Consider the following 22,742-nt stretch of genomic DNA (forward strand, 5'->3'; position numbering starts at 1 on the left):
ATAGTTGAAGGTATCTCCTATTCTTTTAAATCTCCCAATCAAATGCCTTTAACGTATAAGGCGTTGTGCATCCGGCACTTTTTCATTTTGAATGACGAATTGCAATATCTCATCCTCATCAAGTTTATACCCTGGTTTATCCTTTGGCATTTCAGCCAGAGGTGTTTGAAGCAACGGATGCTCTAAATTAGGTGTGGCTAGTCCCTCTTTTTCTCTTATTAACTGAATACAATAATAATCGTAGGGTATACAGTCGAACGATAAAATTTCACTTGATTTATCTGGCGTGTCGCTTAAACTATAGATGTGATAATCACATAGCTCATAAAGATGCTCTCCAAAATTATTTGTATCGTTCCAACTACGCATTAATTTTCGGTAGACATGATCTTCTGGTAAAATATTAAACAATTCAGGCATTTCACCAGTTTTCCAATAATGATATAGGCATGTCATAAAAACATGATGAGTCTTATTCTCAGAATAAAAATCTCGATCTTTCATGAACATATTAGTTGCATATTTGTATGTTAGCTCAGCAATATCTTCATAACCCCATAATAAAGAAAGCCCAATCAGTCCTCCTATTTGACTGCCCGATACACTTCCTCTACTAGGATTGCTTTTGATCATTTGTATCAACCAAAAAAGTTGCTGCTCTAATAAAATCCATGCCGTTGGTTCCCCATTTAGTATTCTATTTTTTGCATTCATTTCAAGATGAACACCTATTCCCATTTTTAAGCGATCAGCTAAACGATTTCGTTCATTTTTTTGAATTAAATCTTTCATTTCATTCAGTCGATTATCTAGTAATTCTTTTACTTCTTCATCTGAAATTACTCTTTTTTTGTAACCTTTCATTACTCGATCAAAATACTTCCAATACTTGTTGGTGCGCATATTTCCACCCCCTTTGATGTCCATCCAACAATGAAAAAATTGATTTTTAAGGTTTATTTTATTGTCATCTAATTTGACTGATTAAATGTTAATATACCTCCGTTGACTCGCCGAACTTTTCAATACATATTTCATCTGCAATACCGAATAGAATTTCACAATTTTCAGCTGTAAAAGGGATTTTCTCAGGATTATTAAGTATCTCTGCATAGTATTTCTTCCCCCTACTTACAACCAAATAACTTACATCTTCAATTCCGTCCTCTGACTCTTCTATATAATTCAAAAATGGTTCATCTTGTAATACAGCTGCCGCATCTAAAAATTGTTCCTGAAACTTTATAATACTCGCTTGATCCATTTCTCTTAATATTTCTCTTAATGTATCCGCATTTTGATTTGCATTCCTAATAATATCCCAAAACCAATCGCTTACAATGTCACTGATTTCTTCTGGTAAAACAAAATTAAAATTTCCCATAATATACTCCATTTGGATTTTTCTTTAATTAATATTACCATTTTTCTGCAAATAAAATCACTTTTTCCATCCCTATCATGATTTTTACAAGTTTTCCAGATAGTCTAGTAGATAGCACTACTTGATCTGGTCTTCTGAGTCTACAATTTGTGTTATCCAAAGCCATAATGTCCTATTAGTATCTTCCTTTCAGCATTGCTAATTAGTATCGGAATTGTTGATCCCACTAGTTTATTACTTTGATTTTATTCCAATCCGTGCATAGCAAAAAAACACCTAGAACAATTGAAAGTTCTAGGTGTTTTTATCGAATTGAATCGATTCAACTCAGAAGGTACTAATAGAATAGAGTACTATAACCATTTCTGCACAGTATTTAAAAATCACTGCTTCCATCTAGCTCACTTGCACTTACTTGCCACTACAAAACTTTTATTAATTGTTTTCGTCAAGGAAAGCACGCTTTTCATTAAAATATTTTATTTCGTCTCAGTTCTTACTTTTGCACCCAACGTCATAAAATAGTCAGCTAAAATTAAATTATTTTCCCCATATCCCTCAGCTATAAGAAACTCATTATTATTTAATCGGTTTCGTATTTCATCGAATGATAGACCCATTTCTTTTTTTATTGCTAAAATCACTTTTGATCTATTTTTACCTGGATCATCAAGATACACATAATATTTTTTTACTTTTTCTCTAATTCGTTGCTCAATTGGAGGGAAATTTTCTTTTGATTTTGCAATAGGAAGGAATTCGCAAATATTTTTAATTTCATCATTCGTTAATTTAATTTTCCACTCCTTCTCCATTACTTCATAAAAATTAAATTGATATTCTCCACTTTTATAGTACCTATCATCATGTTTATCAAGCCACACAGCTAAAAAATAGTCGAACTTTTCCAGTGATTCTACTAGGAGTTTTGGGGAAAATCCTCCTCCAACATAGTCATAATATATTGGAGTTTCAACTTTACTTATATCTGCAATCACTGGATTCTCATTCCAACTGGAAATCATAATCCAATTTTTATTCCATTTCATTTTCTCCGAGAAATCTTTCCAATCTCCATCTTCTCTAATAAACCTGTAACCTTCTAAAGCAACCATTAGATTTTCCAAACCTATAATATAGAAATCATTGGTCCAATCAAACATTATGTCATTAGATTTAGGTAAATCACTGTACCATTTCAAAAGGGCTTGACTTAATAGGGGAAGTTGAAAATTTTCTTTTAACGCCCGTTTCGTTTCTTTTGATACTCCTAGATATCTAATTTTACTACCGTTTTCATTTTTAGAAATCGAATGAGCTAAGTATTTCATTGTTTTTACAGCCCCCTCTCTATTGCCATTATTGAGGATTGACTCACTGACCAAGGCTAGCATACCTACTCTCCATACGAACCCAAGCCTCCCAGAAAGAGCGAGCTTCTCATTTTCTAGTGGTATTCGGACACTGCAAGCTAATTATTATCCCATATCCTTACATGCAGTGAGCAAAATCCAACTACAACATCTAATAATTCGAGTATTCTATCTTCATAAGAATCATCCTTAACGACTGCTCTTAAACTTTCTAACACTGCATATGCATCATTTCGCTTACCACCGGCATCTTTATATTCCTTAAGGATTTTAAGCAAGTCAAATAATTCACAATGATTTAATAAACCATTGTGAATGTCAGTTTTCAATTTTTTATTATCATATTCTTTATTCATTCACTTTGCCCCATTTAATATATAGATAACCTTTTTAAAACTTAGTTCTAAACTTCATTCAAACAAAATCTCAGCCAATCTAGATATTTCGTGAACTGCATCTTCAAATAGCTCTTCTTCTTCTTTAGTGTACTTGCCCTCGTGAAAATAAAAATAATTACTTATATCTACAAAGCATAATGCGAGTTTTTTAGGAACTTCAGATTGATCTTTATATTCTTCAATCAGTTTTGTCATTGCTTCAATTAAGAGTTTGTAGCTTTCTTGATTTAATCCTTCCCCTGCTCGTAACTCCACCAATATTGAGTTATCACCAATTGTATAATCATAAACTACATTAAGTGCCTTATCTTTATTCATTGACTTCTCCCCCTTTATTGATATTATGTAATCGCTGAAGTTGGTACTTGACCTTGAACTAATCCTTCTTTTGATTTTACAGCAGCTCTACTCAACAAAATTATTAACTGATTCTGATTATATCTTTTCATAAACAGTTCTATCCTGTGGTGTTATGTCAACATTATCAGTAAATTCGTCATTTTCTTGATTCTGAAAGCTTGCAAAAAAATCCTCAAGCCTGCGAGTTATTCTATGAGGATATTATTAAAAAGTTTTGATATCCATATTTTTACTTCATATTCTATTCTAATTGAGAACACTCATATAATAAATTATTCTTAAAGTCATCAGCAGATACTCTTACAACTTCTGAATTCTCCGGAACTTTGAATACAACTACTTGCGTTCCTTCTTCTGATAGGTTAGGTAATATTTCTTCTATGAGTGTATGTAAGTCTTTTTTTTGGGTTTTACAGTTTCCCCATTCATCTCCTACACATTTCATAGCATACTCTTTAAATGGCCAAATAGGCATCGACAGATTTCCCTCTTTATCTGAAGTTGTAACAAACCCTTCATTTAGTTTCAAAGACCACGCCTCTTCCCAGTCTGCAATACGTTTTACAGAGTAAATATATCTATCCCTAGCTGATTTTTTTATCATGGCTTTAAACTCTGGACTCGATTCAAATGCCTTACCCATAGTAAACTCCTCATTTCTATTTTTATTAACAAGGGGTTTGGTTACTCTCTCCCTCGTTATTTTTTCTTCTTTTGTGTCTACTCGTGATCAGTGAACGATTGCCTAACCATCATAATTATTCACAATCTAATGAAACATGTATACAAAAATATGCCAAAAAAGGAAAATAAACACCACAAAAAGATTAGCATAGTTCCTAAAGAATTTATGCTAATCTTTTGATGTAATTATAATTTTTTACAAATATAGCCCAAAGCTTTCTAATCTAAACGAATCCTATTGTTGTTTGAAAACATGCAACATTTCTTCTTTTTTATTTCATAGAGATTGCTGATTTCAATACCCGCATGAATATCAATTACTATCAGGTCAAACTAATAGTGAGCATATCAAGTAATTTTGAGTCTGGGTTTTTTATGTTTATTTATCATATGGTCTATATTTTATTTGTAGCTCCTTAACTGCTTCTTTTCGATTTTCAATATCTTCTTTTAAGAATAAACGATCTCGAGTTAATTCCTTTATTGGAACTAACTTTTCACGCTTTACAAGTGAGCTTAAAGCCTGGCGAGATATTTGTAATTCGGCCAATACCTCAGAAGAAGTTAATATTTCAGATTGAACTAATTTAATAAATTCATTTTTATTATCTACTTTGTATTTTGTCAATGGGTTAACCTCTTTTCTTCCTAAAATACGTGACTGTCCCAAAGACAAGTAATCGATGGTTCATTATCTCCTCTACTTAATAACTCGAAGACACTTGAGAAAAGATTAAAAGGAATAAATTTGCGTAGAAACCCCTTTCAATGCACTGAAAGTATACTAAAGATTTTTGGATGCCTTTGTTACAGTTAACAACTATAACAATCCTCACAAAAGCAAGCAAATCAACTTTTGCTGGTTCTTGAACATATTTTGATAAATAGATTTCCTTGCACTTTTACCTCTAATGATGTCGGCACTTCTTATTTTACTTTCGTTTTTCAACTGCAAACGAAAAAGAACCTGCTCGTTCGTTCCTGCAGCTTGTAAGTTAAGCAAATTCCTTGTAGACATTACAAGACATGCACTTACTAACATAGAAAATGAGCAGATTCTTATTATTTTATATTATGTCGGCCATAAGCCCTTCATCTCTCTTATAGTAAGACTTATAAACCAAGCACTCGGTACATAATAGTTGGCCTAAAATTCCCGTTTTCAGCGCCTAGTGCAATGTTATTCTTGACGTTAATCTTTTTTCACCCAAGTTGTGCAGCTTAGTGTTGACTATCCATTCTTAAAGTACTTTTGCTGCATAATCTGATTTCTTCATTTTAGATTCAACATTTCAGAGCCATTGTAATACTTCATTTTAATGAACTAAAGATATAGGCTCACATTGCCCTTTTGAAATAGTACGGAATAAATCATTCAGAAAAAAGTTCCATTGCCTTTTCCTGTAACTCAATTCCAATTCTCTCTAATTCTTCTAAAATCTCATCTTCAAAATATCCCGCTTGAAATGAAAATGCACCATAGATGTCAACCATAGCCAATGCTAACTTTTTTGGAACTGTCTTTTTATCTTTATAATAGTGTGTTAAAACATCCAGTGCCCCGCTCACTTGATTTAATAAATCAGAATCTAACTCCCTATTCATTCTTAATTTTACTGGTACTGAATTTTCACTAACTAACCCAATATAAATTATTTCAATTGCTTCCTGTATATCTATAATTTCACTTCCCCTTTTTAAAAAGTAACCTTATTCATCGGAATCTATCGAGAGCCAGTTTGAATGAGATTACTTTAATCATTAACATCTATTTATCTTTCTTCTTTTGTGCTGTACCTGTCGTTTTTGGCAAATAACACTGTATCCTTGCATGAGCTAATTTTGATCAAACTAACCCAAAATTCTCACCTTTTACTCCAATTAGAAGTTTTTTTTCATAGAAAAACTTCCCTAATTCATGTAGGCGTTCTTCCGGAACTATCCACAACCAATTTCCTTGCCCTAGTTCTTCCAAAACACCATTACTAGGAGCTTGTATCCAATTTTTAAATGAAAAAGTAGCATCTTCATACTCTAAAAATTCACGGTTTATGATGTTGACTGGATATATGTGTCTTAGTTTAGGAGAAGAATTGTAAAGTCTATCTCTGTTTCTAGGATTTAATGCAAGCCACCAAGTATGATTATCTTCCATATATAAGTCTAGACTCTCACCTTTTCCCCAGATTGTTTCATATGAAAAATATCCAAAATTGACTATTTTATCATCCAAGTAAGCTTTTAATAAATTTACAAGAATTTGTTTATGATTAATTTCTAAACTGGTATTAAAGAAAATCTGTAACTCTCTACTAGGTTGATCAAACCTTATTCCATATTCCCAGGAGCTTGGAACTTTCAGACTTTTGCCCTTAAATATCGTAAACGAAAATAAACTTTCCACATTTCCTTCATGCATCTCATCGAATTCACTTTGAAACTTTTCAAGACTCTTCCTCTCTAACTTCTGATAGTTCACATCATAACTAACACTTTTAAGAGGAAATCCATTGTTAGAAAACAGCTCAATAGATTTTTTTATCCATTCTGAAACACTGCCACAATAGCCATAAATATTACAATATATCCTACCATTTTCTGTATTCATATTGAACTTCCTCCATTGACCTTATTAAATTTAAAGAAAGAACAGCAAATAAATCCAGTTCGAGATTTATCACTGCTCTTGCCCTATCATGCCAAAATTAATTTATAATTTAAAAGAAGCTGTAGTTAATAATCGGTTGTATATTTTCTACCTTTTCTTCACTTCTTTGAAGAATATACATAGGGATTATTTCATTTCCGAGTGCGCCTGACCAAGTGCATAGCGAAAGATCAATTTTTTCACCAGTACCTTCCAATTTAATTATTGGCCATTTTTTCCCAAGACATGCTGGCCATGTAAGCAATTCGTCACCAGGAATAACAGATAACTCCTTTATCTCGCATGTAGAGTCGGATTTCCACCAGTAAGTCCAATTTGGATATATTCCAACACTTTTACTCCGAAGCTATTAATAAATCTGCGAACATTTTCATATCTCAAAACTTCTAGCGATTTAAAAAAACATATGTAAAAGTAGTTCGTGTGAATGTATTCTTCATCTCTTCACATTAAGAATATTGCCAATAACTTTTTATGGGATTCTCAATCGAATCTTCTAAAATCTGTGCATATAAATATATAGCACCGAACGCAAAGGGATAACTTTTTCTTGGCTTTATCAGAGTGTCTGGATACCCTTCCTCATCGACCTGGAATATAAAACTAAACCCATCATCATGCAATTCCTTATAATAATAGTCTTCTTCCTGAATATGCTTTGGAGTTCCCAAAAATTTGATAAGAAAACTTTCTTTCAATGCATTTTTATCGCTTACAATATTAGCTTCCGAAATAAAATGCTTTACTAAATCAGGGTTGGTAAAAGTATCAAATTTACTTTCTTCTGTTCTAGGGTGTTTAATTGTTACTAATGAACAATTTGGATACTTATTTTTAGAAATACGTTCTTCAAAATTTTTAGGAGCAAAAATGGAAATCATTTCGTTTTTCTCAAGAGGATTAACTATAGACAAATAAAAATGCAACTCAGTTTCTCTATTTACTATGGCTTCCGATTTATCAAAATAAGCTGGTGCATTCCCTCCGATCCATCCATTACGGCTATCATTTTCACTCGCTTGAAAAATCATACACTCTTTTCGTTCTTTAAGGATTTTTAAATCTACCATTATAATCCCCCTCGTATATTTTTCGCATTACATGGTACAAGCCCATGCTTTTTCCTTTTCTCCATGCTCGATAGCTGTAGTCCTAAGTTCCATCGAATAAATACCGTTTTATCCTCCCATTTCGCTTATGCACTTATCGGAAACGTATCGCACAATTACATCTCTAACAAAATCTTAAGTACCATTAGTATTTAAAGTCGAACTAGAAACAAAAGAGTAGCAATAAAAATCCAATTTTAAGGAATTTTACGCTACTCTTTGACAAGGTAATTATTACAAATATGTCCACCAAATGCTACTATTTTGTTTGCAAAGCTACCATCTAATAAATACCTGTAGTTTCACCATACTTATCAAAATATACCTCATCTGCAACATGGGCAATACTTTCATTTGTCCTATCTTCTACGGAATAAGGGATTCTTTCAGGGTGTTTTAGAATTTCAGCATAGTAGGCTTTACCTTGACTCACAACCCAATTGCTAATATCCTCAATGCCGTCCTCCGAACTCTCAGTAAAGTTTGTGAACGGCTCGTATCTTAATTCAACTGCAGCCTCAACAAAAAAATCTTGAAACCTATATATATCATTTTTATCCATTCCTGTTAGTATTTCTCGGAGCTTGTTCTCATCCTGATCTGACTCGTTGACTATTTCCCAAAACCAATCGCTTATTCGTCCAATTCTTTCAGCCATCCATCTTAAACCACCTTTTAAATCTTTTTCTTCAATTTTTATTAGTTGAGAAGTTTAGTAAAAAAGATCATTTTGAAGGCGCGCTACATACGAGATATTTATTACTATTCCAAAGACCGCATTCTGTTATTAATGTTTCATGATCTCTTTTAAATATTAGCCCTGCCCCTTCTTGAGAATCGTATATCCATCCTTGTTTCTCTATTTCTTCTATAAATCTTTTTTGTCCTTCACCTTGTTCGAACAAAGTAAGATACCAATCATATTCCTCTGTTTTCCCAACTATTTCGATTTTTTTATTAGATTTTTCAAGTATATCCATTGCATCTGAAGATTTTATCTCATTTGTAGGAAATTCAAGTTGCTGGTGTCTAATTATAAAAACTAGTATTAAAACAACAATTAATATCCCTAAAATAGTTACAATTCTTTTCAAATAAAAACCTCCATTAAATTGAATGCACTATATGTTATTTATATCATATAAAGGTATTAATTGTAATATTTGAATGATTGTTTTATCATCAACGTTCCATCGCTTCCAATTTATTAGCCATTAAATATTTGTTATTTTCATTTCACCCCTCACCTCAAGTTGACATAAATCATCTTTATATACTCAAAATGCGCCACCTTTATTCTCTAGCTATCGATTTAACAATATTCCCATAATTCGAAATCCGAATTTCACAAAACAAGAACGTATGTGCTATATTGATGTTAGACAAAAATGAGGGGGAATACACATGGAAAAGCTACGTTCTGCATTGCATGCTTTCGAGCTTGGAGAGGTGGCAGAGCAAATTTTGCAGTTCGCAAAAAATTCAATTCGTGTTACGACAATACCAACAGCAGATGACGCCATTCAAATCGGACATTCTAAAATTGGCGGTGCTCCCGATGTACCGACAGATTTTGTATGGCCCTATACAAATAATGATCAACCGTTATACTTTCTATGTCAGCTCAATTTAATGGAAGTAAAGCCATATGATTCATACAATTTATTACCGGATGAGGGGCTGTTATCCTTTTTCTATGATGCTGCTGGACAGCCTTGGGGCTATGATCCAAATAATGGCGATGGCTTTCACGTTTTCCATTTCACACAAGCGCCTGACCGTTTACAACGAATGCAGCAACCCACAGCATTAGATGAGCATATCGATAGCGCGGCGTTACAATTTAGAAATGAATGGACACTACCCTCATGGGCGTCTCCCTATGCTGAAAATTTAGAAGTCATTTTAACAGCGGAACAACAGGATGCCTACAATGATTTTTTATATGATTGGGTCGATGAAGAGTCAATGGCACAAACGACACATCGCATAGATGGTCATCCTGATACGATTCAAGGGGATATGTATTTACAATGCCAGCTTGTCACAAATGGTTTATATTGTGGGGATTCAACAGCCTACAATCACCCGTTACGCAGGGAACTTGAACCACACGTAAAGGATTGGCATCTCCTATTACAGCTTGATTCGGAAGATGACCTCGGCTATATGTGGGGCGATAGCGGCAAACTATACTTCTGGATTCGCAAGGAAGACTGTAAAAATAAAAACTTCGATAAGGCATGGACTGTTTTGCAGTGCTATTGACTAGTTGTATGTAATGATTTCAGTGGCTTTAATCGTGATGTTACATCAGTATTAATATATTTACATTTACAGAGGGAGGCAATACCATGATAGTTGAGCAATTCACCAAAAATGAAACATTATGGCTACAACTTGAACAAGAGCTACTTTCTAAAAAATATAAAATTGAAACAGACGTCTATACTTCTAAAATCATCACCCCTTCTTTTTCACTAAACGACATCACGCTGCATGAAATACTTTGCCACTATCAACAGCTCGCATTGTTAGATGGATTTCGTCAAGAGCTTGGCTTTGAGACACAGCGCTACTGCCTTTCTAATTTCACTAACAAGCACCGATCATTAGCCTACTTACCATTGTTAACCTACTATGCAATAAATCTAAGAAAGTATGGTGCAAGTTTCGAATATTTAACAGTTAAAGAATTGTTAGCAACCATTAAAGAATTAGATACAGAAACTTACAACTCATTAATCACAATTGGCTCTGGCACTTTGCCAGTACATAAACAACAAATGGAATCCGACCTAATTTTTTGCCAAGCAAATGATGTGCTGGCAAAGATTACGATTCAAATTAAAGAGGAAAGCGAAGAGGCTTATCGCCAAGCATTAGCCTACTTGAATGCTTTATTAGAAGAAGATTTCCCTAAAAGCTATAGCATTCATTATGAAGGTAAGAGTAACTTAGTGCTACCAATCGAGCATTTACCTGTGACATCATCACATCACTTCTTCGCTAAAGCTGTCAGCTACCCTAGCCTACATGCCGCACTAGCCGAGTATAGCTATAAGGCGATGGCACAATATCATTTTTATCAAGATGTCGATGAGGAACAGGCTGCGATGCCGAGTACATTCGCCGTTTTTGGTCTTGGTTTATACGATAAAACCTATGGCAAGCTCGTAACCGACTATATGTATGAATGCGATGGTGACCATTCACCAATGCCTGAATACTTTGCGAAAGCCTATGTTGAAACATTTGGGCTAACACCGGAAACATTGCCCGTCTTTGTATGTACGATACAATCTGTACAAGAAGTTCCGTATGATGCTTTTTTTGAACAAGCTATGAGCACAGATGATAACTTACAATGGCTCGAAAAATTTATGATGACACCACTTATAGAGCTTTGTCCATATATTCCTTTCGAACAAAACGAAGAAATTGAGGAATTTAAAGATATGGCTGTAGCGCAGCTTTTATATACATGCTTTGGCATCATCCATTTGAATGACTTTACAAGCTCAGCATTCATGCGCATCCCAGAACCATATCGAACACGCTTTGAGGCGATTATAAAAGAACTTATATAAGGAGTATTTTCATGCAAATTGCCTATCAAGAAATGTTAACGATACCTTGGCATCGTTTAACAACTGCATACGGAAGAGGTACAAAAATTCCAGAGTTAATAAAGATGGAGCAATATGATAAGCTTGCACAATTAATTGAACATCAAGGCACGCTATGGCAGGTTACACCATGGGTTATTCAACAGCTTTTACACACATTGCCGAATCGATCTGTAGAAAGTGTAAAGAAGGAAGAAATACATTTATATATTGCAGTTGCTTCTGCTTTTACTTGGGAGGAACTTACATCTTGCCCTGTGCAGCATATGGATGAATTGCTACAGGAAAAATGGCTTTGGTCAGTAGTTGAAGAGGGAGATGAGGAAGAATGGGAAGAATGGGAAGAGAATGAACCACGCGGCTATGAAGAATGTGCTTTTATTAGCTACTATGTTTACAGTGAATATCAAATGCGTGCAGCGGTACCCTTATTCCAAAATATCGCAAATATGCGAAAAGATTTAGCTCCGAGTATTACAGAGTTAATTGAGCTATTGATGAACCGCCAAAAGCTATGGGAAACAATTTAACATTAAAAAGAGCGCACCTTTATGATACGCACAACGAATAGCCAGCTATCTGAAATTTTTTCGGATAGCTGGTTATTTTGCATATACGCTGACACAATCACTATAAAATATTGATATAAGCATCGCCATTTTTTTGCACTGTTGGCACATAGGCAAGGTTGTTCGCGTAACGTTTTTGGATGCTGTGGCAACTCATACGCCACACCTTTTAACCTTCGCTCTAATGTTTCTTTTGTACAATAATTACCATTCATGTACCTCTATTGAAGGTTTCTAAATGAAAGGATTTAGTGTTAATGCATTAGTTGACTACGAGCTTAAGCCTACTAGTTTTTAATATATTTTAGCCATCCTTTTCCAAGTACTCCTCAGCTAGTTGTGGATCTTTGTATATTGCCATACCCGTTTTTAATTTTTTAAAGCCCATCTTTTCATAAAAAGGTTCATTACCTGTTGTTGCGATTAATTGAATACAAGAAACGTCCTCTAATTGTTTCATGATGTCCTCTAAAAGAATTCTCGCAATCCCTCTTCCTTGATAATCTTTATGCACTACAACATCGTAGATAGCAGCATTAAATACTCCATCTGAAAGAGCTCTTGCAAAACCTATTATTTTGTTATCTTCTACTGCGAAAACTTGGTGTGTACTCTCATTGAATACTTTTTTTATGATAGGTTCGTCATGTTTCATCCATCCTACTGATTGATATACTTCTTTTAACATCATTAGCTCTTTTCCATCTATCTCATATTTAAGGACAACCATTTGCATCCCCCTACTTATTGAAATATTAGTATATTCTACATTATATCTCCTTTTTCTGTTAAGCAATATCAAATATGTGTAAAGGTATTGAATGGTGTTCTATTAACTCGTTAGCCAGTTTCTTCTAAGGTTCCTTTCCGCTTCATTGCTCTATCACATCCTGTTTTGATAGTAGTATTTTAGCCATTTTTTATCATGCGTCTTTTTTATTGATCATTTTTGAATGGAAAGAACTTCAGGAACAAAGATTCATTTAAGTTCGTTTAAGTAAAAAAGGAGGATATATATGGGAATCAATTTAAATTTGTGGTCATTCTTCATGTCTTTATGCTGCATTTTTTTATTCTTCATAGCAAGTTTTTCTGCAACTTTTATAAACCTTTTTGTCTCCTATCTTCATTTCCATCCATTGAGTGTTGTTTTACTATTAACAATCCTATGTTTTTTCTTAACACTTATTGGAATGAAAGATGTTAACAATATAACGTCTATGATTAGAAGCTTAATCTCAATCGTTATCACATTGCTTCTAGCTAGCATCATATCCTTTATATTATTTTTTGGAAGCTTGTTCAATTAGCGGTACTATGTGAAGATCGGCATTGCCTTTATACGAATTTAGTTAGGATTTATCTTATGTACATTGACGAACATGTGTTCCTTTTGTTAAAATATTAAAAAAGGAGGAAATTTTTATGCAAAAAACTAACACCATTGAATTAGTACATTTCTCAGAAGACTTTGTGGATGTTTTGAATGACTTTGAACTTCCGGAAGAACAATGTCAATTTACTGCCCTTCCAAAAGAGATTTCGATCGACATGGTTGGACAGTATCCGATTGTTATTTTGAGCGATAATGTACCTGTAGGATTTTTTGTCCTGCACGCAACAGAAAGAGTAAAAGAGTACACTAGCAATCCAAATGCTATGCTGCTAACGGCATTATCTATTGATCATAAACAGCAAGGCAACGGCTATGCTAAAAAAGGGATGCTGGCATTATCTGAATTTATTAAGAAAGTATTTAAAGAATGTAATGAAGTGGTTTTAGTGGTCAACCATAAAAATATTCCCGCTCAAAATTTATATTTAAAAGTTGGCTTTGTCGATAACGGGGAAAGAAGAATGGGACCTATTGGCGAGCAAATTGTTATGAACCTAAACTTCTAATAGATTTTCAAAAATCACTCGTCATGACATGAGTGATTTTTTTCTGTTTGCCCCTTACTGACGGGCATCAGGATATAAGGAATTTGAACCTACACATATGATTGTCATTGCTGATATATTGTTTTGATAATCAGCTATTTAAAGAAGAAAATGTCAATGACATGTGTATGGATTACATACTCTTTTGAATGTTTTAATTGAATTATTCCACTTCATTTCAAACCTTTAAGTTCTTTCTAATAGTTTACATACTATCGAGTTGTTGCGCATGCCAGGCGCACAAAAAATAGACATCCACAGAAAATGGTGAATGTCTAATTATTTTAAACCCTTTATAAGTCGTGCAGAGGCAAAGCAAGTTTCGCCATTTTTGAAATATACAACTCGTTCCTTGTGGTCTACAAATTCAATGTTTTGTCGATTCACAATAAAAGCCTTATGACATTGATACATCGATACATGTGCTTCCTTAAAATCCTTTAAGCGACCATAAAACTCAATATGCTCATTTTCCAAATGTAAAATAATTTTATGTAATGTGGGGGATGCTGCAAAAAAATAAATATCCTGAATAGCAATATTTCTCGTGTAACCATTGGCTCTAATTTGAATCTGTGAAGGTGCTTGTTGTTGACCAATTTGAAGATACTTTTCATATGCAACTTTTAGTGTTGTTAATACTTTTTGCTGTAACATACCTGTGTGATCCTTAATAATAAAATCTAACGCAGCAATTTTATACATAAACGTTAAATAGGTCATTTCGGCATGTGTTGTGACAAATATAATATTGCACAATGGGTCACGTTTACGAATCATATCACCTAACATAAGCCCTGTCATTTCATGGTTCAAATCGATATCCAAAAAATAACAATCTGCTTTTTCATATGCAATGACCTCATTAGGGTTTGTGGTCGTGAGTACAATTTCAATCCCATTTCCCTCCATCAAGGCATAGTTCTCAATGGTTTTTTTTATATGCTCTAACTGAACAACATTATCTTCACAAATAATCACTTTCATATTTACACCCTCTCCTCATCAATAAACAACTCTTGTATAAATAGATTGCCATTAATTTTTGTATTCAATCGAAGTTTTGGAGAAGCGTCCACCATTTGGCGTAAAATAGATAAACCCAGACCTCGCTCCTCTCCTTTTGTCGAGAAGCCTTCTTTAAAAATTTCATGCACTTTTAACTCATGACTTTGATTGGATGAAAATGTATTCACACATGCAATTAACACAACACCATCCATTCGAATAAAGGCTAATCGAATCCAAGGTTCGGTAGCATTCTTACTGGCTTCAAGTGCATTATCCAATAGTATTCCACACATACGATTTAATTGAATCTCATCCAATGCTATTCTGTCGATATCTTCAACAATCTCAACGTGCATTGGTACGTGAAGAGTCTGCGCTTGGATAAGTTTTGTTGTTAATAGTCCTTTTAAACTGGCTATATGTAAACAATTAAGCATCGAGAAAGCCATTTCATGCGCTTGCTCATTCTCTTCTGTTTGTAAAATATGTCGATAAAAATAGGTTTCTAATTCCGAGTAATTTTTAGAATCTATAAAATGACGCATTGATGTTAAAATATTCATATAATCATGTTTAAATTTACGCATATCACGATTGATATCCTCAAGCGACTCCACATACGAATTAAATTCTTTCAATTGCATTTCCTTTTGTTTAATATGTATGTTCTTAATAACTAAGTAAACAAAGAAACCAATAATAATGATAAAGAGCATCAAATAAATCACAAAAAAGAATACATTATGTTGGACACTTTTGATGAACGATAGATCATCCATCAACACAATATCGGTATACATAAAGACAATCGTCATAAGTAACAGAGGAATCATTGCAGGTATAATATATTGCTCAAACATATACCATCCTGCAAAATAACTAAATAACCTTTTGTAGACAATCACCAAAATAAATAAGATACTCATCGAAACAACGAGTTGTACCAATGGAGAAGTGATGATAGCCTCCATGCCATTCGATAAATGATACACGACAAGCGAAGAAATATGGTCTGCCATAACAGCTAAAACTATCGTAAACAGTACGTGGACGATATTCCGCCATCGCTTTGTTTGCTGATAGATGAGGAAACTTACCACTAATATGACATACGCCACAGCATAGACACCTATAAAAGCAAACAACACTACTGGTGGTGCTACTATCAATAAAGAAACCTTCAAAACCAAATTTTTTGTTATTGTAATTTTGCTAAAATATAACGGTAAAATACTTAATACCAAAAATTGATAAGTAATTAAGGATAAATAGGATATACTCCACATACGAATAACAAAATCCCCCTAAAGCAACATCTACTTATTACCTATTTTAGAATATTTATAGCAATTTTTCAAATTTATTAAAATTCAATTCTTGTGGCAACTCCTCTTCTCTTATAGCACCCCAACACATATAAACAGAGCCAAAGTCAGCTAATTTAATAAGTAAGTCACATAAACTTTCAACCACTTTGTCAATAATAAATTTCATCAATGATATCCTCCTAATTTTGCAATAACCACTAAAACAACCGCCTTCAAAGCGCCCGCTACGAAAAATACGCTTATAGATGTTGGAAAAATAACGAGCAGTACGCCCAACACAATAAGTCTGCTATACAATTTTTTAAACAATAATGTTCGATGAGCTTCGCCTCGTACTTTTGTTTTTTTAGAACTCACTGGACCAATAAACAACAAGATGACAGCTCCTAGCAAAAATGCTCCCCCAACAACGAGTGAAGTGATAGGTAATGCTACAGCTAAGCCATGTGATGAACGGGAATGAAATGCTACTAACAACAAGACACGTTCTAAATGATGAACAATGCGCACCATATGCTACTTGACGCACCAGTAAAAATCCAGTTTGAACCAGTAACATTTTCCAAAATAAACCGAACGCTATAGCTATACAGTAAATAACCAAAAATTTTTTCAACTCGCTTGTAACAACACGAAATCCATATACTAATTTAATTTTATCTACCTGTGTTAATGGTCTTCTATGTTCAAAATAATCTACTAGCATTTCCTCTTTTGCAGTAAATTCCAAATTATTACCTCCTCGATAACCAGTATAAAATATCCAGTAAACAAATAGTAAAACAATACATAAGAGGTATATTTATGGCTCATCACCAAAAGTTGTGGATGACATTTGTTAAAACATATACTATGTAAATAAGTTGATTGGAGTGGAGGCTGGGTGACTCCTTGGGGATCAGCGTCACAGATGAGACCCTGGAGCGAGCAACGCGAGTGAAGCGGCTCATCGGACGCCCCCAGGAAAGCGCCCAGTCGGAACGGAAATCAACCACACGTTTTGGTGATGAACCATATTTATATAGTTAAATGCTCATTTTCAATCTTCCCCCTTACATAAACGTTCAAAAAAAAGAACGTAAGCGTAAAACACCACTTAACGTTCCCTTAAATAAGTTTTTCCGTATATGCCTTATATACTGCTTCTAAATAATGAGATGTTCCAAAATATTCATTAATATGCCGAATCGCTTGCTCTACCTCTATATTTGTGAATTTTTGCGAGTTGCAGGTATAGTCAATAGAGTGCCCCTTTGCCAATTCCGTGAGCACTTTCATTTCTAACATATTCAATTCTCCAACTCGTCTTATGTCAACTATTTCTATTGAGTCTCCTTCAATGATATGAACTAATTGTTCTATCGTCATACTTTTATTTATTACCATACAATTCGAGATATTACTTGTGTAGTAATGAAGCTCTCCAATATTTTCATCTGTCATAAAAATAATTTGGCATTTCATTGTTTCGAGATTTTTTAAATATGGTATATAGTGAACAAAATGCTTATAAGATGTGTCAATTAACACAACATCATATTTTTTATTGGCATTTCCCCTTATGACAATCTCACTCGGCAAGTTAATGGTATCAATTGCCCAAGATGGTCTATACATAGTAAACATATTTTTTAAAAGCTCTTGAATAAGCGTGTAATTTGAATGTACTAAGATATACATTATTCTATTATCTGACACGAACATTTCTAAATAACACTCCGTTTTACAAATCGAGCAATATATAGACGACAACATACTAAAATAATCATCGCTGTACCTATACCTGAACTAAATATAAACAAGAAATCCCATTCTATTGGCCCGCCTGCATCAATTTGCATGATTAACTTGGTTAAAAACATACCACATGTTAAACCAAGTAATAAGCCGATAGTGACAATAAAGAGAACTTCAGACCAAATAACCTGTTTTAATTCTTTTGGGGAAAGCCCGATTAAACGTTGTGTATTGTATTGGTCTTTCCTTTTAAAGATAATATGAACAATTGTTTGCACTAGACCAGTACAACTCGCTACTACTAAAGCAGTCAAAACGACCATAAACATTGCCCATCGTTGATAAAACCATTCTGAGGCTTGCTCTAAAAGAACAGCTCGCTCCACAATTTTTAACGTTGGCCAATCACGAATCACCTGTTGGAGATCTTCTAATGTTGTGCCATTATCTAAAGTTAGATGGATTTTATCAATGGTTACAACATCTTTAATCAAAGGGGAATTCCAGTCAACAAAAAGGTGTTTATATTTGTTTTCTGTTGGAACGATTCCAGTAATTCTCAAACGGATGGCTTTTTCATTCGACTTTCTGTCAAAGTAATAGCCTTCTAAAACATCTCCTATTTTTAAACCATACTTATCAGCTGCATCATCTGTAATTTCAACTCTATCGGCTCCACCAAAATCTTTCGCAAAATAATTCAGATTAACACCATTATTAGTGAGAAAAGAACTACCCTTACTATCTAATTGAATTTCTTTTATTGAGATTTTTTTTCGCAATAACTCTATATCATTATACGAAATATTCTCAAAATAAGGATTATCAATCGCTACTTCATACGGATAGGTTTTTTCAATCATTGTTTCCTCGGATTGAACAATAGATTTCAAAAATGTATCATTAAACGTAATAATCATAATCAAAATCGCTAATATACAAACAACAGGAAAATAGCTATTTAAATTAGGAATGAATTGAATTTTTACATAGTGTGCTTTGTTTCCTAAATAGCGATGAATCCAGGAAGAGCATTTGTTCAACGTGTATACCATCACATATGGCAATAAAAAGAATAGACAACCTATGATACATACACTTCCAGTAAAAATTAAAATAATCGACTGAATTGCATCATTTTGCATAATACCTTGTACAAGAATGAGTAATGACATCACACCAACTATAAAAGTAAGTACGGTCTTCCATTTCGTCCAATGATACGATTTAAACTCATAATTTCTTTTCAATGCTAAAGGTAATATTTTAGTTACCCTCGCTACTTGAACGAACACAAACATGTAGAGTAAGAAATAAATAGCAAGTAAAATTGCTGAAAAATAGACAACAGGAATGTTAAAATGGGCTTGCGGTAAGCCGACCATCTCAACTAAAGATGGGACAATGAATTTTAGCAACAAAAGGCTACTGATTGCTCCTGCCCCTATACCTATTAGTAATATGATAGTCGATTGATAGTTGACAATCTTTTTTAGTTGCCCTGTCTTTGCTCCCATTGTTCTTAAAACGAAAAATTGGACTTGTAAACGACTAAACAATAATGAAAAAGTAGACTTCAATAATAGACCACTAATAATGATAATACTAACCACTAACATGATGATGAAAACGAGTAAGGAAATTAAATTTGCTTGTACCCAGTCCGTTTCTTTCGTTATATCAACACGTATATTTTGGAAAAGTTGATGTAATACAGTAGCTGTCTGCTCCACATCCGTTGTTTTAATCATTACAAACAAGCCCTCTACATCCGATGGAATACTACTTACACTTTTCAAAGAATCAATGTCCATATAGAGAATGGGCGCATCTTCTCCATATTCATTAGGAGATAGCACTTCTTTTATTAGAAACTGCTTACCATTTACCACGATTGAATCTGCAACAGATTTATTTAAAGTTTCTGATAAAGAATGTGAAATAATAACTTCATTATCTTTCGGTATGTCGTTCAAATGGTAAAATCCTTTTGTTAAATGCCCATTCGTAACACCTAATGTATAGGCTCCTTCAATCTTATCTATAGATGTAAATTGTAGTAAAATCGGTTCCACAAGCTCGACTTCTTCTAAAGTTTTAATCTGATTAAAACTTTCTTTCGTAATCCATTGACTAGATTCTTGACTAGATGAAAGGTTATAACCAGCAGAAATATCCACATCCCCATACAAGTTACGAATATTGTCTTCCATTTCTGTTCGTGCATTTTCAACATAGACCAACATTGTTGTAATTAAACAAACAGCGAGTGCTACAACTTGAATGGCAATGATTACTTGTATTTTAGCAGCCCTACAAAGTTTCCAAGCAATATTCTTTAAATCATACATCGAGATAGCTCCTCTGTATGTTTTTAAATTTGTCAAAAATCATCGTTAAATTATCACTATTCTCTTGGTTAATATAATTATCTACTAATTTCCCTTTATGAAAGAATAGTACACGATCAGCATAAGTCGATACATGTGGATCATGTGTTACCAATATAATTGTTTGATTCGTTAGATTTTTCAATTGAACAAGTGTTGTTAGAATATCGTTTGTCGTATTGACATCTAGTGCCCCTGTTGGCTCGTCTGCCAGTAATAATAGCGGATTGGCAATAATCGCTCTTGCTATAGCCACTCGTTGTTTTTGCCCACCAGATAATTCATGTGGTTTCTTGACAGCTAAATCACTAATTGACAATTTTGTTAATACATCTTTCACCTTTTGCGCAATTTTTTTAGAGTCCTCATCTAGCAAAATTAATGGTAGTGCCACATTATCTGATACCGTCAATTCATCTAACAAGTTGAAATTTTGAAATATAAAGCCTATATTTCGTTTTCTAAATTCCGATGCTATCGGTTCTTGAAATTGCTCAATCATCGGTACACCTTGAAAAATTAATTCCCCATGTGTAGGTTTGTCTAAAGCAGCTAAAATATTAAGTAATGTACTTTTCCCTGAACCACTCGTACCCATTATTGCAACGATTTCATTTTGATAAATTTCACAATTGATTGTATCTAGTGCTTGTATTGTAAAATCTTTCGACTTAAATTCTTTTGACACATTTTTCATTACTACTAATGAGGTTTTTTTCACATTTTGTGTCTCATCTAGTTTTAACTGTTTCATGGAAATGCTCCTTTTGCTCATACCATTTGGATTGGGCTTGATGCATACGATAATATAATACTTTATTATTTATCGAAAGTACCAATTTCTCCCATTTTCCCTTTATCCAAGATAAATAAGTATCTAAGCCAACATTATGGACTGAAAATTTACCACTTCCTACAATTTTTAATACTGTTCTTGATTACTACTATACAAAGTCATAAGCCCTAACAGTCTCTTTACTCTTAACATCTTCTTTCTTCCACATAACCGTATTTTTTTCACTTACTCCATTACGTTTATGATGACATAAACGTAATGGAGTAAAATGATAACTCTTGTGCTTATTGATTTCATCCACATCAAGTCCATCAACCTATACATATCAAACCTTTAAGTTCTTTCTAATAGTTTACATAATATTTTTATTCAATGAATAAAGTGTTCCTCTATTTGGTAAATTCTCATAGTAGCTCTTCTTGCTTCCATACTGCAAGATGTTTAAACTTATGGGGAACATTGCTGTCCCCCACCGTCATCAGCAGCTATACCTTCTACTAACCCCATAAGTTCAATATGTTCCACAAACTAATAAACGAATTCCAATAATAGGAATCCGTTCTATATCAATTTTTATACTAACTCCAACAATGGCTATGTAGGAAGTTCCTATAAGAAGCACGCAATTCATCATACGATAGAACTTTCATTTTGTTTATATCCAAAGTCAATCCTTCTTTACTCAATACTGTTTAATCTTTCAAGCCATTTCAATATGCAGCCACTCTTAAAGAAATCTAATAACGCACCTTCGCAAAAGCGCTCAGCTCTAACAGCACCCATAATAAGTGCAAGCACACACTGTGCATTCAAATTTGAAACGTCCGCATTCTTCATAGAATCCGTATCCCACTCAAGATCGTTATCTTTGAGAATATCTCCATAGCGGGTAAGCTCCATATTTTTATTACTTTCTTCAAAGGTGTAAACATCGTTGATGAAGTTATGCACCATTTCGGAATAGCCTACAAAAGGCATATGTATCGGATGTTCTGACGTTCCATCGTTTTCTTTATCAATAATCCATTCACCAATGCTCGCCGTCTGGATCATAGGTATGTATTTTACCAAAATATCGAATTTACTCATCATCGTCCTCCTCAGTATCGTCTATGCCTAATAACTTCTTGAACAACACTCCACTAGATTCTAGTTTGAAATTGAGTCTTTTTTAGTTTTTCTAGAGTTTTCTACTATTCCGCAATAGAGGTTGCTTTTTGATTTGCAACCTCTATTCTTTGAGTGGATTCTATTAGTTCTATTTCTAGTAAATTCTCCAATATATAGCCTTCTTCTTTTTAGTCTTAAAAAGTTGTTGAAACATATCGCAAATCCCTGGTAAATGCCAAATCTAAAGAAACCGTC

Annotated in this window: 26 protein-coding genes; 4 read left to right on the forward strand and 22 right to left on the reverse strand. The window is 33.7% G+C overall.

Annotation, left to right across the window (positions count from 1 at the left end; all coding sequences use genetic code 11):
* Positions 1–48 precede the first annotated feature (48 nt).
* The 12 genes from BFJ97_RS10125 to BFJ97_RS10185 form a co-directional block, all read right to left on the reverse strand.
* Complete coding sequence (locus BFJ97_RS10125) at positions 49–903, reverse strand: hypothetical protein (RefSeq protein ID WP_068984534.1); 855 nt, start codon at positions 901–903, stop codon at positions 49–51.
* Positions 904–991: 88 nt separating this feature from the next.
* Positions 992–1,384, reverse strand: coding sequence for a DUF4240 domain-containing protein (locus BFJ97_RS10130; RefSeq protein WP_139114416.1), 393 nt, complete (start codon positions 1,382–1,384; stop codon positions 992–994).
* Between the two features lie 479 nt (positions 1,385–1,863).
* A complete protein-coding gene (locus tag BFJ97_RS10135; RefSeq protein ID WP_068984535.1) occupies positions 1,864–2,778 on the reverse strand; it encodes a hypothetical protein in 915 nt (304 codons plus the stop codon).
* 77 nt (positions 2,779–2,855) lie between these two features.
* On the reverse strand, positions 2,856–3,113 hold the full coding sequence (locus BFJ97_RS10140) for a hypothetical protein (RefSeq protein WP_068984536.1): 258 nt from the start codon (positions 3,111–3,113) through the stop codon (positions 2,856–2,858).
* A gap of 54 nt (positions 3,114–3,167) precedes the next feature.
* Positions 3,168–3,473 (reverse strand): hypothetical protein, encoded by a 306-nt coding sequence (locus BFJ97_RS10145; protein ID WP_068984537.1) that lies wholly within the window; start codon positions 3,471–3,473, stop codon positions 3,168–3,170.
* A gap of 283 nt (positions 3,474–3,756) precedes the next feature.
* Positions 3,757–4,158 (reverse strand): DUF2750 domain-containing protein, encoded by a 402-nt coding sequence (locus tag BFJ97_RS10150; RefSeq protein ID WP_068984538.1) that lies wholly within the window; start codon positions 4,156–4,158, stop codon positions 3,757–3,759.
* Between the two features lie 420 nt (positions 4,159–4,578).
* Entirely contained in the window at positions 4,579–4,827 is a 249-nt protein-coding gene (locus BFJ97_RS10155) for a hypothetical protein (protein WP_068984539.1), read from the reverse strand.
* A 743-nt stretch (positions 4,828–5,570) separates the two neighbouring features.
* Positions 5,571–5,804: a hypothetical protein gene (locus BFJ97_RS10160; protein ID WP_217492394.1), complete on the reverse strand. Its 234-nt coding sequence runs from the start codon at positions 5,802–5,804 to the stop codon at positions 5,571–5,573.
* 241 nt (positions 5,805–6,045) lie between these two features.
* The gene (locus tag BFJ97_RS10165) at positions 6,046–6,807 is read right to left on the reverse strand and encodes a hypothetical protein (protein ID WP_068984541.1); all 762 of its coding nucleotides are present in this window, start codon (positions 6,805–6,807) and stop codon (positions 6,046–6,048) included.
* 509 nt (positions 6,808–7,316) lie between these two features.
* Positions 7,317–7,937, reverse strand: coding sequence for a hypothetical protein (locus BFJ97_RS10175; protein WP_068984543.1), 621 nt, complete (start codon positions 7,935–7,937; stop codon positions 7,317–7,319).
* A gap of 322 nt (positions 7,938–8,259) precedes the next feature.
* Complete coding sequence (locus BFJ97_RS10180) at positions 8,260–8,634, reverse strand: DUF4240 domain-containing protein (RefSeq protein ID WP_068984544.1); 375 nt, start codon at positions 8,632–8,634, stop codon at positions 8,260–8,262.
* 67 nt (positions 8,635–8,701) lie between these two features.
* Entirely contained in the window at positions 8,702–9,070 is a 369-nt protein-coding gene (locus tag BFJ97_RS10185; RefSeq protein WP_068984545.1) for a hypothetical protein, read from the reverse strand.
* A 310-nt stretch (positions 9,071–9,380) separates the two neighbouring features.
* On the opposite strand from BFJ97_RS10185, the gene BFJ97_RS10190 reads away from it, so the two are divergent.
* The 3 genes from BFJ97_RS10190 (at position 9,381) to BFJ97_RS10200 (ending at position 12,135) form a co-directional block, all read left to right on the forward strand.
* On the forward strand, positions 9,381–10,244 hold the full coding sequence (locus BFJ97_RS10190) for a YwqG family protein (RefSeq protein WP_068984546.1): 864 nt from the start codon (positions 9,381–9,383) through the stop codon (positions 10,242–10,244).
* Positions 10,245–10,330: 86 nt separating this feature from the next.
* Entirely contained in the window at positions 10,331–11,566 is a 1,236-nt protein-coding gene (locus tag BFJ97_RS10195; RefSeq protein WP_068984547.1) for a DUF6138 family protein, read from the forward strand.
* Between the two features lie 11 nt (positions 11,567–11,577).
* Entirely contained in the window at positions 11,578–12,135 is a 558-nt protein-coding gene (locus BFJ97_RS10200) for a hypothetical protein (protein WP_068984548.1), read from the forward strand.
* A gap of 343 nt (positions 12,136–12,478) precedes the next feature.
* Here BFJ97_RS10200 and BFJ97_RS10210 read toward each other — a convergent pair whose 3' ends face one another.
* Positions 12,479–12,910, reverse strand: coding sequence for a GNAT family N-acetyltransferase (locus BFJ97_RS10210; protein WP_068984550.1), 432 nt, complete (start codon positions 12,908–12,910; stop codon positions 12,479–12,481).
* A gap of 689 nt (positions 12,911–13,599) precedes the next feature.
* On the opposite strand from BFJ97_RS10210, the gene BFJ97_RS10215 reads away from it, so the two are divergent.
* Positions 13,600–14,076, forward strand: coding sequence for a GNAT family N-acetyltransferase (locus tag BFJ97_RS10215; RefSeq protein ID WP_068984551.1), 477 nt, complete (start codon positions 13,600–13,602; stop codon positions 14,074–14,076).
* A gap of 318 nt (positions 14,077–14,394) precedes the next feature.
* Here the strand turns inward: BFJ97_RS10215 and BFJ97_RS10220 are convergent, their stop codons facing one another.
* The 9 genes from BFJ97_RS10220 to BFJ97_RS10250 form a co-directional block, all read right to left on the reverse strand.
* The gene (locus BFJ97_RS10220) at positions 14,395–15,102 is read right to left on the reverse strand and encodes a LytR/AlgR family response regulator transcription factor (RefSeq protein ID WP_068984552.1); all 708 of its coding nucleotides are present in this window, start codon (positions 15,100–15,102) and stop codon (positions 14,395–14,397) included.
* 2 nt (positions 15,103–15,104) lie between these two features.
* On the reverse strand, positions 15,105–16,295 hold the full coding sequence (locus BFJ97_RS24095; protein WP_175401729.1) for a sensor histidine kinase: 1,191 nt from the start codon (positions 16,293–16,295) through the stop codon (positions 15,105–15,107).
* Between the two features lie 172 nt (positions 16,296–16,467).
* Positions 16,468–16,620, reverse strand: a complete 153-nt coding sequence (locus BFJ97_RS24100) for a cyclic lactone autoinducer peptide (RefSeq protein ID WP_139114417.1) — start codon at positions 16,618–16,620, stop codon at positions 16,468–16,470.
* The gene (locus BFJ97_RS25670; RefSeq protein WP_139114418.1) at positions 16,620–16,829 is read right to left on the reverse strand and encodes a hypothetical protein; all 210 of its coding nucleotides are present in this window, start codon (positions 16,827–16,829) and stop codon (positions 16,620–16,622) included. The genes BFJ97_RS24100 and BFJ97_RS25670 overlap by 1 nt, the downstream gene beginning before the upstream one ends.
* Entirely contained in the window at positions 16,801–17,160 is a 360-nt protein-coding gene (locus BFJ97_RS25675) for an accessory gene regulator B family protein (protein WP_368072746.1), read from the reverse strand. The genes BFJ97_RS25670 and BFJ97_RS25675 overlap by 29 nt, the downstream gene beginning before the upstream one ends.
* A gap of 401 nt (positions 17,161–17,561) precedes the next feature.
* Positions 17,562–18,158: a hypothetical protein gene (locus BFJ97_RS10235; RefSeq protein ID WP_068984554.1), complete on the reverse strand. Its 597-nt coding sequence runs from the start codon at positions 18,156–18,158 to the stop codon at positions 17,562–17,564.
* A gap of 2 nt (positions 18,159–18,160) precedes the next feature.
* Positions 18,161–20,542, reverse strand: coding sequence for an FtsX-like permease family protein (locus tag BFJ97_RS10240; RefSeq protein ID WP_068984555.1), 2,382 nt, complete (start codon positions 20,540–20,542; stop codon positions 18,161–18,163).
* Positions 20,535–21,335 carry an ABC transporter ATP-binding protein gene (locus BFJ97_RS10245; RefSeq protein ID WP_068984556.1) on the reverse strand — a complete coding sequence of 267 codons (801 nt, stop codon included), beginning with the start codon at positions 21,333–21,335 and terminating at the stop codon, positions 20,535–20,537. Before BFJ97_RS10245 ends, BFJ97_RS10240 begins: the two co-directional genes overlap by 8 nt.
* Positions 21,336–22,055: 720 nt before the next feature.
* The gene (locus tag BFJ97_RS10250; RefSeq protein WP_068984557.1) at positions 22,056–22,466 is read right to left on the reverse strand and encodes a DUF6508 domain-containing protein; all 411 of its coding nucleotides are present in this window, start codon (positions 22,464–22,466) and stop codon (positions 22,056–22,058) included.
* Between the last annotated feature and the right edge of the window lie 276 nt (positions 22,467–22,742).

It is taken from the genome of Lysinibacillus xylanilyticus (genome assembly GCF_001708185.1).
Classification (GTDB): Bacteria; Bacillota; Bacilli; order Bacillales_A; family Planococcaceae; genus Lysinibacillus; species Lysinibacillus xylanilyticus_A.

Excerpts from the sequence above, each read along its gene's own strand:
- BFJ97_RS10125 (WP_068984534.1), bottom strand. The coding sequence starts at position 903 with ATGCGCACCAACAAGTATTGGAAGTATTTTGATCGAGTAATGAAAGGT.
- BFJ97_RS10130 (WP_139114416.1), bottom strand. The coding sequence starts at position 1,384 with ATGGGAAATTTTAATTTTGTTTTACCAGAAGAAATCAGTGACATTGTA.
- BFJ97_RS10135 (WP_068984535.1), bottom strand. The coding sequence starts at position 2,778 with ATGCTAGCCTTGGTCAGTGAGTCAATCCTCAATAATGGCAATAGAGAG.
- BFJ97_RS10140 (WP_068984536.1), bottom strand. The coding sequence starts at position 3,113 with ATGAATAAAGAATATGATAATAAAAAATTGAAAACTGACATTCACAAT.
- BFJ97_RS10145 (WP_068984537.1), bottom strand. The coding sequence starts at position 3,473 with ATGAATAAAGATAAGGCACTTAATGTAGTTTATGATTATACAATTGGT.
- BFJ97_RS10150 (WP_068984538.1), bottom strand. The coding sequence starts at position 4,158 with ATGGGTAAGGCATTTGAATCGAGTCCAGAGTTTAAAGCCATGATAAAA.
- BFJ97_RS10160 (WP_217492394.1), bottom strand. The coding sequence starts at position 5,804 with ATGAATAGGGAGTTAGATTCTGATTTATTAAATCAAGTGAGCGGGGCA.
- BFJ97_RS10165 (WP_068984541.1), bottom strand. The coding sequence starts at position 6,807 with ATGAATACAGAAAATGGTAGGATATATTGTAATATTTATGGCTATTGT.
- BFJ97_RS10175 (WP_068984543.1), bottom strand. The coding sequence starts at position 7,937 with ATGGTAGATTTAAAAATCCTTAAAGAACGAAAAGAGTGTATGATTTTT.
- BFJ97_RS10180 (WP_068984544.1), bottom strand. The coding sequence starts at position 8,634 with ATGGCTGAAAGAATTGGACGAATAAGCGATTGGTTTTGGGAAATAGTC.
- BFJ97_RS10190 (WP_068984546.1), top strand. The coding sequence starts at position 9,381 with ATGGAAAAGCTACGTTCTGCATTGCATGCTTTCGAGCTTGGAGAGGTG.
- BFJ97_RS10195 (WP_068984547.1), top strand. The coding sequence starts at position 10,331 with ATGATAGTTGAGCAATTCACCAAAAATGAAACATTATGGCTACAACTT.
- BFJ97_RS10200 (WP_068984548.1), top strand. The coding sequence starts at position 11,578 with ATGCAAATTGCCTATCAAGAAATGTTAACGATACCTTGGCATCGTTTA.
- BFJ97_RS10210 (WP_068984550.1), bottom strand. The coding sequence starts at position 12,910 with ATGCAAATGGTTGTCCTTAAATATGAGATAGATGGAAAAGAGCTAATG.
- BFJ97_RS10215 (WP_068984551.1), top strand. The coding sequence starts at position 13,600 with ATGCAAAAAACTAACACCATTGAATTAGTACATTTCTCAGAAGACTTT.
- BFJ97_RS10220 (WP_068984552.1), bottom strand. The coding sequence starts at position 15,102 with ATGAAAGTGATTATTTGTGAAGATAATGTTGTTCAGTTAGAGCATATA.
- BFJ97_RS24100 (WP_139114417.1), bottom strand. The coding sequence starts at position 16,620 with ATGAAATTTATTATTGACAAAGTGGTTGAAAGTTTATGTGACTTACTT.
- BFJ97_RS25675 (WP_368072746.1), bottom strand. The coding sequence starts at position 17,160 with ATGCTAGTAGATTATTTTGAACATAGAAGACCATTAACACAGGTAGAT.
- BFJ97_RS10235 (WP_068984554.1), bottom strand. The coding sequence starts at position 18,158 with ATGTTCGTGTCAGATAATAGAATAATGTATATCTTAGTACATTCAAAT.
- BFJ97_RS10240 (WP_068984555.1), bottom strand. The coding sequence starts at position 20,542 with ATGTATGATTTAAAGAATATTGCTTGGAAACTTTGTAGGGCTGCTAAA.
- BFJ97_RS10245 (WP_068984556.1), bottom strand. The coding sequence starts at position 21,335 with ATGAAACAGTTAAAACTAGATGAGACACAAAATGTGAAAAAAACCTCA.
- BFJ97_RS10250 (WP_068984557.1), bottom strand. The coding sequence starts at position 22,466 with ATGAGTAAATTCGATATTTTGGTAAAATACATACCTATGATCCAGACG.